Origin of the sequence: Hymenobacter humi, assembly GCF_042665855.1 — a bacterium.
Taxonomy (GTDB): domain Bacteria; phylum Bacteroidota; class Bacteroidia; order Cytophagales; family Hymenobacteraceae; genus Hymenobacter; species Hymenobacter humi.
On sequence record NZ_JBHTEK010000001.1, the window covers coordinates 23118 to 35889 of the forward strand.

At 59.5% G+C, this 12772-nt stretch carries 12 protein-coding genes and 4 pseudogenes; 11 read left to right on the forward strand and 5 right to left on the reverse strand.

The window, feature by feature from the left end; genetic code table 11:
• Positions 1 to 126 precede the first annotated feature (126 nt).
• Together ACFQT0_RS00160 and pruA are read left to right on the forward strand one after the other, a co-directional pair.
• Positions 127 to 483 carry a hypothetical protein gene (locus tag ACFQT0_RS00160; RefSeq protein ID WP_380199382.1) on the forward strand — a complete coding sequence of 119 codons (357 nt, stop codon included), beginning with the start codon at positions 127 to 129 and terminating at the stop codon, positions 481 to 483.
• 60 nt (positions 484 to 543) lie between these two features.
• Positions 544 to 2204 (forward strand): annotated as a pseudogene (gene pruA, locus ACFQT0_RS00165) (L-glutamate gamma-semialdehyde dehydrogenase).
• A gap of 130 nt (positions 2205 to 2334) precedes the next feature.
• Here the strand turns inward: pruA and ACFQT0_RS00170 are convergent.
• The 5 genes and pseudogenes from ACFQT0_RS00170 to ACFQT0_RS00190 form a co-directional block, all read right to left on the reverse strand.
• Complete coding sequence (locus ACFQT0_RS00170) at positions 2335 to 2730, reverse strand: response regulator (protein WP_380199384.1); 396 nt, start codon at positions 2728 to 2730, stop codon at positions 2335 to 2337.
• On the reverse strand, positions 2711 to 2968 hold the full coding sequence (locus ACFQT0_RS00175; protein WP_380199386.1) for an ATP-binding protein: 258 nt from the start codon (positions 2966 to 2968) through the stop codon (positions 2711 to 2713). The genes ACFQT0_RS00170 and ACFQT0_RS00175 overlap by 20 nt, the downstream gene beginning before the upstream one ends.
• Positions 2940 to 3878 carry a PAS domain-containing protein gene (locus ACFQT0_RS00180; protein ID WP_380199388.1) on the reverse strand — a complete coding sequence of 313 codons (939 nt, stop codon included), beginning with the start codon at positions 3876 to 3878 and terminating at the stop codon, positions 2940 to 2942. Before ACFQT0_RS00180 ends, ACFQT0_RS00175 begins: the two co-directional genes overlap by 29 nt.
• 22 nt (positions 3879 to 3900) lie before the next feature.
• Positions 3901 to 4248, reverse strand: a pseudogene (locus ACFQT0_RS00185) (PAS domain-containing protein); the annotation flags it as partial.
• Between the two features lie 96 nt (positions 4249 to 4344).
• Positions 4345 to 4593, reverse strand: a complete 249-nt coding sequence (locus ACFQT0_RS00190; RefSeq protein WP_380199390.1) for a PAS domain-containing protein — start codon at positions 4591 to 4593, stop codon at positions 4345 to 4347.
• 429 nt (positions 4594 to 5022) lie between these two features.
• On the opposite strand from ACFQT0_RS00190, the gene ACFQT0_RS00195 reads away from it, so the two are divergent.
• From ACFQT0_RS00195 to ACFQT0_RS00235, 9 genes and pseudogenes are all read left to right on the forward strand, one after another.
• Complete coding sequence (locus ACFQT0_RS00195) at positions 5023 to 5415, forward strand: NADH-quinone oxidoreductase subunit A (RefSeq protein ID WP_380199392.1); 393 nt, start codon at positions 5023 to 5025, stop codon at positions 5413 to 5415.
• Positions 5416 to 5490: 75 nt separating this feature from the next.
• Entirely contained in the window at positions 5491 to 6045 is a 555-nt protein-coding gene (locus ACFQT0_RS00200) for an NADH-quinone oxidoreductase subunit B (RefSeq protein ID WP_092674994.1), read from the forward strand.
• 70 nt (positions 6046 to 6115) lie between these two features.
• On the forward strand, positions 6116 to 6676 hold the full coding sequence (locus ACFQT0_RS00205) for an NADH-quinone oxidoreductase subunit C (RefSeq protein ID WP_380199394.1): 561 nt from the start codon (positions 6116 to 6118) through the stop codon (positions 6674 to 6676).
• Between the two features lie 93 nt (positions 6677 to 6769).
• A pseudogene (gene nuoD / locus ACFQT0_RS00210) lies at positions 6770 to 7956 on the forward strand (NADH dehydrogenase (quinone) subunit D).
• 21 nt (positions 7957 to 7977) lie between these two features.
• Positions 7978 to 8550 (forward strand): NADH-quinone oxidoreductase subunit NuoE family protein, encoded by a 573-nt coding sequence (locus ACFQT0_RS00215; protein ID WP_380199396.1) that lies wholly within the window; start codon positions 7978 to 7980, stop codon positions 8548 to 8550.
• 31 nt (positions 8551 to 8581) lie between these two features.
• Positions 8582 to 9921, forward strand: a pseudogene (gene nuoF / locus ACFQT0_RS00220) (NADH-quinone oxidoreductase subunit NuoF).
• Between the two features lie 27 nt (positions 9922 to 9948).
• Positions 9949 to 10965 (forward strand): 2Fe-2S iron-sulfur cluster-binding protein, encoded by a 1017-nt coding sequence (locus ACFQT0_RS00225; RefSeq protein WP_380199398.1) that lies wholly within the window; start codon positions 9949 to 9951, stop codon positions 10963 to 10965.
• Positions 10966 to 11089: 124 nt separating this feature from the next.
• The gene (gene nuoH, locus ACFQT0_RS00230) at positions 11090 to 12184 is read left to right on the forward strand and encodes an NADH-quinone oxidoreductase subunit NuoH (RefSeq protein WP_380199400.1); all 1095 of its coding nucleotides are present in this window, start codon (positions 11090 to 11092) and stop codon (positions 12182 to 12184) included.
• Positions 12185 to 12189: 5 nt separating this feature from the next.
• Entirely contained in the window at positions 12190 to 12768 is a 579-nt protein-coding gene (locus tag ACFQT0_RS00235; protein ID WP_380199402.1) for a NuoI/complex I 23 kDa subunit family protein, read from the forward strand.
• Positions 12769 to 12772: the final 4 nt, after the last annotated feature.

The window sequence follows — 12772 nt, forward strand, 5'->3', positions numbered from 1 at the left end:
GCAGCGCCAGCAGCCCGAGCGCCTCTGGCAAATCCGCTCCTTCGGCGATTCTATCAAGTCGGTCTGCGCGGCCCTCACGGGCGAAGACGTGGCACCTTATTACACCCAGAAAGGCAAGGCCCACTGGTGCCCACCTTCCAGCGCACCCGGGGCGAAATGCTGCAGCAAGTGGGCCAGGCGCTGCGCGTGTGGGAGCCCATGGTGTGGGTCGATGCCTTTTTTGCCGCGCTGCCGCACGATGCCTGTGTGCTGGTGCCCGACGTGCGCTTCGCCAACGAAGCCGACCCCATCCGGGCCCGCGGCGGCCTGATGCTGCGCATCGAAGGCGACCCGCTCAAGCAGCGCGGCGACGGCACCCGCGACGACAACCATCCCAGCGAAACCGCGATGGATACGTATCAGCACTTTGATTTTACGATTTACAATACCGGCTCTTTCAAGGACCTGGAGCAGCAAGTAAAGGAGCTGGCGAAACGGCTTTGAGATTCGCTTTACCTTTGCTTCCTCCCACTCAAAACTCCATAAACACCTAACCCGCACCTTATGGCCAACGCCTTTTTCAACGTCCCCGTCCCGATTAACGAACCCGTGAAAGGCTACGCGCCGGGCTCCAAAGAGAAGCTCGAGCAGCAGCAGCTCAAGAGCCTGCGGCAGCTGGAGCTGGACATTCCGATGTATATCGGCGGGAAGGAAGTACGGACCGGCAAGACGCAGCGCATCAGCCCGCCCCACGACCACCAGCGCACCATTGGCCATTTCCACGCCGGCGACGCCAGTCACGTTACCCTCGCCATTGAGGCCGCCCTGGCTGCCCGCACGGCTTGGGCTGAATTGCCCTGGGAGCACCGTGCCGCCGTGTTCCTGAAAGCAGCTGATTTGCTGGCTGGCCCGTACCGCGCCCGCATCAATGCGGCCACCATGTTGGGCCAGAGCAAGAATGCGTTTCAGGCTGAAATCGATGCAGCCTGCGAGTTGATTGACTTCTTCCGGTTCAACGTGTATTACATGCAGGAAATCTACAAGCAGCAGCCCGAGAGCCTGCCCGGCATGTGGAACCGCGTGGAGCACCGCCCGCTGGAAGGCTTCGTGTTTGCCCTCACGCCGTTCAACTTCACGTCCATCGCCGGCAACCTGCCGTCGTCGGCCGCTATGATGGGCAACGTGGTAGTGTGGAAGCCCGCCAACACCAGATTTATTCGGCTCAGGTGCTGATGGAGCTGTTCAAGGAAGCCGGCGTGCCCGACGGCGTGATTAACCTCGTGTACGTGGACGGCCCCACGGCCGGCGACGTCATCTTCGCACACCGCGACTTTGCCGGCATCCACTTCACGGGCTCCACCGGCGTGTTCCAGAACATCTGGAAGACCATCGGCCAGAACATTCACCTCTACAAATCCTACCCGCGCATCGTGGGCGAAACCGGCGGCAAGGACTTCATCCTGGCTCACCATTCGGCTCACCCCAAAGCCGTGGCCGTGGCCATGAGCCGGGGCGCGTTTGAATACCAGGGCCAGAAATGCTCGGCTGCGTCGCGCGTGTACCTGCCGTCGAACACGGCCACCGAAATATTGGGCTACGTGAAGGAAGACCTCGCCTCGTTTAAAATGGGCGACGTGGAAGACTTCGGCAACTTCGTCAACGCCGTTATCAGCGAGGCTTCCTTTGATAAGCTCGCCAAGTACCTCGACGACGCCAAGGCCGACCCGAACGTGGAAATCATTGCCGGCGGCGGCCACGACAAGTCGAAAGGCTACTTCATCGAGCCCACGGTCATCGTGGCCAAAGACCCGAAGTACGTGACCATGTGCGAGGAGCTGTTCGGACCGGTGCTCACGGTACACGTCTACGACGAGACCAAGTTTGAAGAGACCCTGGAGCTGGTGGACACCACTTCGCCCTACGCCCTCACCGGCGCCGTGTTTGCCCAGGACCGGTACGCCATCGACCTGGCTTCCAAGCGCCTGATGAACGCGGCCGGCAACTTCTACATCAACGACAAGCCCACCGGCGCCGTGGTGGGCCAGCAGCCTTTCGGCGGCGCCCGCGCCTCCGGCACCAACGACAAAGCCGGCTCGCAGCTCAACCTGATTCGTTGGGTGTCGCCCCGCGCCATCAAGGAAACCTTCGTGCCGGTTACCGACTACCGCTACCCCTTCCTGGGTTCGGAGCCGGCCGAAGACCTGAACCGCGACAAAGGCTTGTAAGAGCGTTTTCCTGGAACTGATTTAAATTCAGTTCAATATGTAAAAGCCGCTTCCAGCACTGGAGGCGGCTTTTGCTTTACCACGAATCTTGGTTTTAATTTAGCTCAATCTGCAGGCTATCTGGCTTTTATCAAGCCTCCAAGTCATTTTCCAGCTGTGCCTGAATGGCGCGGATTTCTTCGCTGTCGAGGGGCTTGTGAATCAGGCCAGCTACCAGGTCGTAGTGCTTGGATTTCTCCAAGTCGGTGAGGGCCAGCGACGAGGTGAGGATGTAGATGTGGCAGTTGCCGCGCAGTTTCTTCTCGTAGGGCGCCAGGGCCTCCAGAAACTCCCAGCCGTCCATCACGGGCATGTTCAGGTCCAGAAACACGACCTGCGGCACCTCTTGCTCGCCTTTTACCAGCGTATCGAGGGCTTCTTCGGCCGACCGGAATGTGCAAATGGAATTGGAAAAGCCTTCGGCCCGCAACAATTGCTCGGTGAGGTAAATGGCGAGGTAGTCGTCGTCAATCAGATAGGTTCTCATCCGCACGGGGCCTGAATTGGAGGGTAAATTCGGTTCCTACGTTGACCTGGCTCAGGACGGAGACGTGTCCGTTCATGGCTTCGACGTGCGCTTTCACCAGGTATAGCCCAATTCCACGCCCGGGCACGTCGGCGTGCAAGCGCCGGTAAAGCTGAAAAACGTCGCCGCCCGCCTGCTCCTGGTCGAAGCCGGAACCGTTGTCACGAAAATTAATGGTGATGCCCTGGCCGGGGTCCACGAGGCCGTAATCTCAATACGCAAGGGACGCGCCGCCGAGCGGTACTTGATGGCGTTGGAAAGCAAGTTGTCGAAAATACTGAGAAAAAGGCGCGGTTGCCGTCCACGTACAGCGCTTCCGGAATTGAGCTAAGCACTTCGCCACCGCATTGCTCCAGGTCGGGCCGGGCGTGCTCGAGGGCCTGCCGGCACACGGCCGCCAGGGCCACGGGCTCCGTAAGGTCGGCATCCTGCTGGTCCCGGATAGACAGAATGGTGTTGACATCCGCCACCACGTCGTCGAGGCGGCGGAGGCTGATGCGCAGGTTGGCCAGCGAATCGGCAAATACCTGCGACTCTTTGTCGATGCGGGAAAGCAAATCGGCGAAGCCCAAGGCATTGGCCAGCGGCGCGCGCAGGTTGTGCGATACCATGAAGCCGCACTGCTGCAGGTAGGCGTTTTGCTTTATGAGCTTTTCGGCCATCGCCTGCTGCTGCACCTCGGCCTTCTTGCGTTCGGTAATGTCCTGCATCGCCCCAATCATCCGCACGGCCTGGCCTTTGGCATTGCGCAGGATGTTGCCCCGGTCCGCTACCACGGCCCAGGAACCATTGGACCGGCGGAACAGGTATTCGTCTTCCCAGAAGGTATCCGTGGTTTCGTACACGGTGTGCAGCAGGCCCGTCACGGTGCGGTGGCTGTCCTTGGGATGAATGTAATCGGCCCAATCGCTGAAGGGCGACGGGTTCTGCCCCAGCCGGTAGCCGAACAAGTGCGCAAATCCTTCTCCCCAATAGAGCGTGTCGTTGGTCACGTTCCAGTCGTAAATGGCATCGGAAGTGGCCTTCAGGGCGTAGGCAAACCGCTCGTTGCTGAGGCGCAGCTCTTCCTCGGCCTGCTTTTCCTTGGTGATGTCGTGCACCACTCCCACCAGGCTGGAAGCAGCGGCCGGCCTCGTCGCACACGGGCGTCACGCTCACCTCGCCTGTGACCCGGCCGGTCGGGTAATCGGACGTTTCCTGCCAGATTACCCGTTCCAGCGTGGTCACGGCCTGGTGGTAGTTGGCCAGCACCATGCTGAGCGACGGCTCCGGAATTACTTCGTCGACGTAGCTGCCCACCACTTTTTCGGCCGGCACCCCGGTGGTTCTTTCAAAGGCTTTGTTCGCAAAAATGAACCGGTAGCGGCCATCCTCTTCCACGTTGAGCACGAAAGTGACGTCGGCAATGGTATTGAAAATAACGGAAAGTTGATGCTCCCGCGCCACCAACGCCTCGGTGGCGGTGGGTGGGCCAGGCACCGGCGTGGCGATGCCATAGACGCCCGCGAGTTGGTCTGCCTCGGTGAGTACCGGCAGCAGGCTCAAGATTCAGTTTCAGGGGTCCGGCGGCAGCCGTCACGCTGGTTTCGTAGCGCACAATTTCGCCCGCGGCGGCCCGGGCGAGGTGCTGCTCGCCCCGCTCCGTCTCGCCCGAAGCGAGGTACTGCAAAAATGCCGTGCCCGGCAATTGCGCGGGGCGCAGCCCAACAAGTGCGCAAAGCTGGCGTTGGCGCGCTTGAAATTCCCGGCCTGGTCCAGCACAAAAACGGCTTCCGCGCTTTGCTCGAAAGGCGCACTGTCCACCGGCATTTCGCGGTTTAGCATGGTTTGGAGAAGTTCGTCGTACCAGAGCCCGCCGCGGGTGTAGACCTGCCCAGCGGGTTGCATTGCTAAAGAAAGCACATTGGCGCTAATCCATCAGCATCAACTGCGCGCCTCCCGGCATGACCGAAATCCAGGGGACGTTGCGCAGCACCTCTTACCGTACCGCTTTCTGGCAAGGCGTAGAATAGTTGTCAAGGGTTTTGCTGAGCCAGGCGTGATAAGCTCCTGATTATTGCCAGCAGGAAGCCGCAAATAATTATTGATTTACAAATAGTTACCCGATTGCGATTGGCGCAGCTTTTGTAGCAGCTTGCGTTCCTGATATCGGTTCTTGGCCTGCGCATAGCCCCAACATTGCGCCCCAAACCCGTGCGCGCTACCTTTGCCCTTCAGCGCCCTTGGGGCCTGCTTGCCACTAGTCTGATTGTTATGTTATTAGTCCTGCCGGCTGCCAATTATCAGCCTTCCGATTACCTCCCCATTCTCATTCAATTCGGCTTGGCGCTGGCTTTTGTGGCCTTCGCCATGATTGTTTCCCACCTCGTGGGCCCGAAACGTCACAGCACGGTGAAAGACGCCTCCTTCGAGTGCGGCATCGAGTCGGTGGGCAACGCCCGCACGCCGATTTCGGTGAAGTACTTCCTCACGGCCATTGTGTTCGTGCTGTTCGACGTGGAAGTCATCTTCATGTATCCGTGGGCGGTGAACTTTCGGGCCCTTGGCACCGATGGTTTCATCGCTATGATACTATTCATGTTCTTCCTGCTCGCGGGTTTCCTCTACATCATCAAAAAGGGCATTCTGCGCTGGAACGAAGCCTAATTCAGCCAAACTTTTGCCGCGCAGCTTGTGTTGGCAAATAGGCCATTAGGCCCCCAAATCAGACCTATCTCAACTATGGATACCCGAGTTCCGGAAATCAAAACTGTCGAGGCTCCCGAGGGCGTTGAAGGCGCTGGCTTCTTTGCCACTTCGCTGGAGAAAGTGGTGGGCATTGCCCGCGCCAATTCGCTCTGGCCCTTGCCTTTCGCTACCTCCTGCTGCGGCATTGAGTTCATGGCCACCATGGGCTCGCACTACGACATCTCGCGCTTCGGCTCCGAGCGGCCCAGCTTCTCACCCCGCCAGGCCGACTTGCTCATGGTAATGGGCACCATTGCCAAGAAAATGGCTCCTATCGTGAAGCAAGTGTACGAGCAAATGGCCGAGCCCCGCTGGGTGCTGGCCATGGGCGCCTGCGCCTGTTCGGGCGGCATTTTCGACTCTTACTCGGTGCTGCAAGGCATCGACCGCATCATCCCGGTCGACGTGTACGTGCCCGGCTGCCCGCCCCGCCCCGAGCAAGTGCTCGACGGCCTGATGCGCGTGCAGGACCTGGCCAAGAACGAATCTTTCCGCCGCCGCAACGCTCCTGAGTATCAGGCCCTGCTGGCGTCGTACAACATTAAGTAATCTGCATCAGGTAGCGGGTAGTCGGAAGAAAGGCCGCCTTTTTCCGACTACCGGCCCTTACCAACCCCGAATGAATCCTCAGGAATCTGCCGCCGCTCCCGAAGTCGCTGTTGCCGAAGACCCGATTAAGGTCCAGAATGCGCGGGTGCTGGCTTTGCTCACCCGCCTGTTTGGCGAGGCCACTTTCACCGATGTGGAGGAGCCCTACGGCCTGCTGACGGTGACCACCACGCGGGAGCGCATCCACGACATCATCGCCGGCTTGCAGCAAGACCAGGAAATCAAATTCCATTTCCTGACCACGATGTGTGGCATCAACTACCCCGAGAACGAGGGCAAGGAGTTGGGCATGATTTACCACCTGCACAGCCTCACGCAGAACATCCGCCTGCGGATTAAAATCTACTTCCCCATCGCCGACCCGGTGGTGCCAACGCTCACGGACCTCTACGCCACCGCCAACTGGATGGAGCGCGAGACCTACGATTTCTTCGGCGTCATCTTTACCGGCCACCCCAATCTCATTCGCATCCTCAACGTCGAGGACATGGACTACTTCCCGATGCGGCGCGAATACCCGCTCGAAGACGGTACCCGCGAGGACAAAACCGACCTGTTTTTCGGCCGATAGGCCCCTGATACATATATCATGGCAGTAAACGACACGCTGGAAGGCACCCATAAAATCCACGAGGAGGCCGCCGCCCAGCGCCACGGCCAGCTCATGCCCCTGCTCAACGACTTCAGCCAGGAGCTGACGACGCTGAACCTGGGCCCCACGCACCCGGCTACGCACGGCATTTTCCAGAACATCCTGCAAATGGATGGCGAGCGGATTGTGTCGGGCGTGCCCACCATCGGCTACATCCACCGCGCGTTTGAGAAAATCGCGGAGCGCCGGCCGTTCTACCAAATCACGCCGCTCACCGACCGGATGAACTACTGTTCGTCGCCCATCAACAACATGGGCTGGCACATGACGGTGGAGAAGTTGCTCGGCGTGACCGTGCCCAAGCGAGCACAGTACATGCGCGTGATTATGATGGAGTTGGCCCGCATTGCTGACCACCTGATTTGTAACTCTATCCTCGGCGTGGACACCGGCGCCTTCACCGGCTTCCTATACGTGTTCCAGGAGCGCGAGAAGATTTACGAAATATACGAGGAGGTGTGCGGCTCGCGCCTGACCACCAACATGGGCCGCGTGGGCGGGATGGAGCGGGATTTCTCGCCCGTGGCGCTGCAGAAGCTGCGCGACTGGCTCAAGACCTTCCCGGCCGTGATGAAGGAGTTCGAGTCGATGTTCAATCGCAACCGCATTTTCATGGACCGCGTGGTGAACGTGGGCCCAATTTCGGCGGAAAAGGCGTTGAACTACGGCTTCACCGGTCCCAACCTGCGGGCGGCCGGCGTCGACTACGACGTACGCGCCATGAACCCTTATTCTTCCTACGAAGACTTCGAGTTCGACATTCCGGTGGGCACTAATGGCGATACTTACGACCGTTTCATCGTCCGCAACGAGGAGATTTGGCAGAGCCTGCGCATCATCAAGCAAGCGCTGGAAAACCTGCCCGAAGGCCCCTACCACGCCGATGCCCCGCACTACTACTTGCCCGCTAAGCAGGAAGTGTACAAGAACATGGAGGCCCTGATTTACCACTTCAAAATCATCATGGGCGAGATTGATGCGCCTGTTGGTGAGGTATATCACTCGGTGGAAGGCGGCAACGGCGAGTTGGGTTTCTACCTGATTTCGGACGGCGGCCGCACGCCTTACCGCCTGCACTTCCGCCGGCCGTGCTTTATCTATTACCAAGCTTACCCAGAAATGGCCGTGGGCACCACCTCTCGGACGCCATTGTCATTCTCTCGTCCATGAACGTCATCGCTGGCGAGCTGGACGCTTAGTTTTCGTTGAATCTGATTGATATGGAGCCGACCACCGCGCCCACCAAACCGACATTCTCCCCCGCTGCCCAAGCGGAAATCAAGCGCCTGCTCACGCACTATCCAGAAGACCGGAGCAAGTCGGCCCTGCTGCCGATTCTGCACATTGCGCAAGCCGAGTTCGGCGGTTGGGTAAGCCCCGAAGTACAGGACTTGGTAGCTGAAACCCTTGGCATCAAGCCCATTGAAGTGTACGAAGTATCGTCCTTCTACACGCAGTACAACCTGAAGCCGGTGGGCAAGCACGTGCTGGAAATCTGCCGCACGGGCCCCTGCATGCTGCGCGGCTCCGACGAGCTGACGGCGCACCTCGAGCGCATCACCGGCGCCAAAGTGGGCGGCACTTCGCCCGACGGTACCTTCACCCTGAAAGAAGTAGAGTGCCTGGCTGCCTGCGGCTTCGCCCCCATCGTGCAGGTGCGCGAGAAATACTACGAGCAGTTGGATACCCCGGAAGCGGTGGACGCCATGCTCAGCGAATTGAAGAGTCTGGTACACCGCCCCATTTTGCCATGGGAAGAAACGGGCTTGCCCAACTCCTTGAAGAACTACTAATCGGCTGGCCATCAGCACAACGCTTACCACTATGGGCCGCAAGCTATTAACTGAACATATCAACGTCGAAGGCATCGATACCTTCGAAGTCTACCGCAAGCACGGCGGCTACCGCTCCGTAGAGAAGGCGCTCAAAACCATGACGCCCGACGAAGTGGTGGAAGAAGTGAAGAAGTCGGGCCTGCGCGGCCGCGGCGGCGCAGGCTTCCCCACGGGCATGAAATGGAGCTTCCTGGCTAAGCCCGAGGGCGTGCCGCGCTACCTCGTCTGCAACGCCGACGAATCGGAGCCGGGCACCTTCAAGGACCGTCAGCGATGTCAAAACTGCCCCACTTGCTCATCGAGGGCATGATTACGGGCAGCTATGCTTTGGGCGCGCGCACCAGCTACATCTACATCCGCGGCGAGTTGTTGTACGTGCTGCGCATTCTGGAAAAAGCCATTGCCGAAGCCTATGCGGCCGGTTTTCTGGGCGAAAACATCCTCGGCTCGGGCTACTCGCTCGACTTGCACGTGCACCCCGGTGCCGGCGCCTACATCTGCGGCGAGGAAACCGCGCTACTTGAATCCTTGGAAGGCAAGCGTGGCAACCCGCGCAACAAGCCGCCGTTCCCCGCTGTGCAGGGCCTCTACGCCCGTCCCACGGTGGTAAACAACGTGGAAACCATTGCGGCCGTGCCCGTTATAGTGAACGAAGGCGGCGACGAGTACGCCAAAATCGGCGTGGGCAAAAGCACGGGCACCAAGCTGATTTCGGCTTGCGGCCACTTGAACAAGCCCGGCATCTACGAAATTGAGCTGGGCGTGCCGGTGGAGGAATTCATCTACTCCGATGAGTACTGTGGCGGCATCTGGAAAGGGCGCGACCTGAAGGCCGTAGTGGCCGGTGGTTCGTCAGTACCGATTCTGCCCAAGGAGCTTATCCTGAAAACTGCCGCCGGCGAAAACCGTCTGATGACCTATGAGTCGCTGTCGGACGGCGGCTTCGTTACGGGCACTATGCTCGGCTCCGGTGGCTTCATTGCGATGGACGAAACCACGTGCATCGTGAAAAACACCTGGAACTTCAGCCGCTTCTACCATCACGAGTCGTGCGGGCAGTGCTCGCCCTGCCGTGAGGGAACGGGCTGGCTGGAAAAAGTATTGCACCGCCTCGAACACGGCCACGGCTCGATGCACGACATCGACCTGATTGTGAGCGTGGCCAAGCAAATTGAAGGCAACACCATCTGCCCGCTCGGCGAAGCCGCGGCGTGGCCGGTAGCTGCGGCCGTGCGTCACTTCCGCCACGAGTTTGAGTGGCACGTGACCAACCCCAAAGAGGCCACCATGCCCGGCGCGGCGTACCGCGGCGCCCCGGTGCTGGCCTAATATCCTTGACGATTATCCTCCCATACAATGGCTAAAATTACCTTTGACGGCATTGAGGTAGAGGTTCCGGACGGAACCACTATCCTGAACGCGGCCCGCCAGATTGGCGGGGGCGTGGTGCCGCCCGCCATGTGCTACTACACCCCGCTGAAGGGCACCGGCGGCAAATGCCGCGCCTGCCTGGTGCGCGTGGCGGCCGGTTCGGCCAAAGACCCACGCCCCATGCCCAAGCTGGTGGCCTCGTGCATCACGACGGTGCAAGACGGCATGGTGGTCGAGAACACCACCTCGCAGCAGGTGATGGACGTGCGCAAGGGCATCGTGGAAATGCTGCTCATCAATCACCCGCTCGATTGCCCGGTGTGCGACCAGGCCGGCGAGTGCGACTTGCAGGACTTTGCCTTCGAGCACGGCGTGAGCACCACCCGCTACGAGGAAGAGCGCCGGACCTTCGAGAAAATCGACATCGGCCCTCTAATCCAGCTGCACATGACGCGCTGCATCCTGTGCTACCGCTGCGTGTACACCGCCGACCAACTCACTCCCGAGCGCGTGCACGGCGTACTGGGCCGCGGCGATGCGTCGGAAATCGGCACCTACATCGAAAACATCATCGACAACGAGTTCAGCGGCAACGTCATCGACGTTTGCCCGGTGGGCGCGCTGACCGACAAAACCTTCCGCTTCAAACAGCGTGTGTGGTTCACAAAACCCGTGAACGCCCACCGCGACTGCGAAAACGAGAAGTGCTGCGGCAGAGTAACCCTCTGGTATAAAGGCAAGGACGTGCTTCGCGTGACGGCCCGCAAAGACCAGTACGGAGAAGTAAAGGAGTGGATTTGCAACACCTGCCGCTTCGATAAAAAGGAAACCTCGGATTGGACACTGGAAGGGCCGGCGCACATCAACCGCGCCTCGGTTATCTCACAGAATCATTACGAGTTGCCAGTGGTAAACCCGCAGGTAATTCTGGACTTGCCCGAAAGCACCACCCGCGAACTGGAACGCAACCCGCCCCTGCGCTTGGGCGGCATCAATGGCTAATTAAAACCGAACGTCATGCTGAGCTTGTCGAAGCATCTCGCGTGTGGTAGTAACTCAATCGATTGAATTAGTTGTGCAAGCGAGATGCTTCGGCTGCGCTCAGCATGACAAACGATTATAACATATGACTCTTCCCGCTCTGGGCTGGCAAGGCCTCGTCGTTCTGGTAGTTTTCGGCGTTTCGCTGCTGATTGCCACGTATTCTACTTATGCCGAGCGCGTCATCGCCGCATTTCTGCAGGACCGGGTGGGCCCGGACCGCGCGGGTCCCTTCGGCTTGCTGCAGCCGCTGGCCGATGCCGTGAAGCTCTTCACTAAAGAGGAATTCTTCCCCGCTGGTGCTAACCGGGCGCTGTTTGTGTTTGGGCCCTGCTTGGCCATGACCACGGCCCTGATGTCATCGGCGGTAATTCCGTTCGGCAACGTGCTGCAATTCGGGGATACGGTCATTCACCTGCAAGGCATTGAAATCAACGTCGGCATGCTCTACGTGTTCGGCATGGTCTCGCTAGGCGTGTACGGCATCATGATTGGCGGCTGGGCTTCGAACAACAAGTTCTCGCTGCTCGGCGCCATTCGCGCGGCCTCGCAAAACATCAGCTACGAAATCGCCATGGGCCTCGCCCTGATTGCCGTGCTGATGATGTCGGGCACGCTGTCGCTGCGTGAAATCACCTTCCAGCAGACGTCGGATGCCTCTTTTGTATGGCAGGACATCTTCAATTGGAACATAATGAAGCAACCGCTGGGCTTCATCATCTTCATTGTGTGCGCTTTCGCTGAGACCAACCGGACGCCCTTCGACTTGCCAGAGTGCGAAACTGAGCTGATTGGCGGCTACCACACGGAGTATAGCTCCATGAAAATGGGCCTGTACCTCTTTGCAGAGTACATCAACGTGTTCGTGGCTTCGGCCGTGATGAGCGTGCTGTACTTCGGCGGCTTCAACTTTCCGTTCCAAGCCGAGCTGCGCAACTGGCTGGTATCGTCGCAAGGCCTAGAACTGGTGACGGCTCAGAACATCATCACCATCCTCGGTTTGGTGGGCTTGTTCGCCAAAATCTTCGCCTTCATCTTCTTCTTCATGTGGGTGCGTTGGACCCTGCCGCGCTTCCGCTACGACCAGCTGATGCGCTTGGGCTGGACCATCCTCATCCCTCTGGCCATCTTCAACATCCTACTTACGGGCGGCCTGATTACGTTCGGCGTAATTAACTAACGACCATGGAATCCTTAAGCAAACGCGCCAAAGTCCTCGAAAAGAAGCCCATGACCTTGGCCGAGCGGGCCTACCTACCGGCTATTTTCCAGGGCCTTACCATTACGATGCGGCACTTTTTCCGGGCTGCGACCAAGAAGCAAGTCACCGTTCGCTACCCCGACGAGACCCGTCCCTTCTCCCCCGTTTTCCGCGGCCTGCACGTGCTCAAGCGTGACGAAGCCGGCCGCGAGCGGTGCACCGCCTGCGGCCTCTGCGCTGTGGCCTGCCCCGCCGAGGCCATCACCATGGTGGCCGGCGAGCGCAAGAAGGGCGAGGAAGGTCTCTACCGCGAGGAGAAGTACGCCGTGAGCTACGAAATCAACATGCTGCGCTGCATCTTCTGCGGCCTCTGCGAAGAAGCCTGCCCGAAAGCCGCTGTGTACCTGCAAGCCGACAAAATGGCCCCGCCGCGCTTCGAGCGCGACGAATTCATCTACGGCAAAGACCGGCTGGTAGAGCCCGTGACGCCGGACAACCGCTCGAAGCGCGGCATCCAGCTCACGCCCGAGCAAGCTGACAAGCTACGGGCTCAAATGGCGTAACATC

Bases quoted from the DNA above. Each gene is read 5' to 3' on its own strand.
- ACFQT0_RS00235 (WP_380199402.1), top strand. From the start codon at position 12,190: ATGGAATCCTTAAGCAAACGCGCCAAAGTCCTCGAAAAGAAGCCCATG.
- ACFQT0_RS00205 (WP_380199394.1), top strand. From the start codon at position 6,116: ATGAATCCTCAGGAATCTGCCGCCGCTCCCGAAGTCGCTGTTGCCGAA.
- ACFQT0_RS00170 (WP_380199384.1), bottom strand. From the start codon at position 2,730: ATGAGAACCTATCTGATTGACGACGACTACCTCGCCATTTACCTCACC.
- ACFQT0_RS00215 (WP_380199396.1), top strand. From the start codon at position 7,978: ATGGAGCCGACCACCGCGCCCACCAAACCGACATTCTCCCCCGCTGCC.
- ACFQT0_RS00190 (WP_380199390.1), bottom strand. From the start codon at position 4,593: ATGCTAAACCGCGAAATGCCGGTGGACAGTGCGCCTTTCGAGCAAAGC.
- ACFQT0_RS00225 (WP_380199398.1), top strand. From the start codon at position 9,949: ATGGCTAAAATTACCTTTGACGGCATTGAGGTAGAGGTTCCGGACGGA.
- nuoH (WP_380199400.1), top strand. From the start codon at position 11,090: ATGACTCTTCCCGCTCTGGGCTGGCAAGGCCTCGTCGTTCTGGTAGTT.
- ACFQT0_RS00195 (WP_380199392.1), top strand. From the start codon at position 5,023: ATGTTATTAGTCCTGCCGGCTGCCAATTATCAGCCTTCCGATTACCTC.
- ACFQT0_RS00200 (WP_092674994.1), top strand. From the start codon at position 5,491: ATGGATACCCGAGTTCCGGAAATCAAAACTGTCGAGGCTCCCGAGGGC.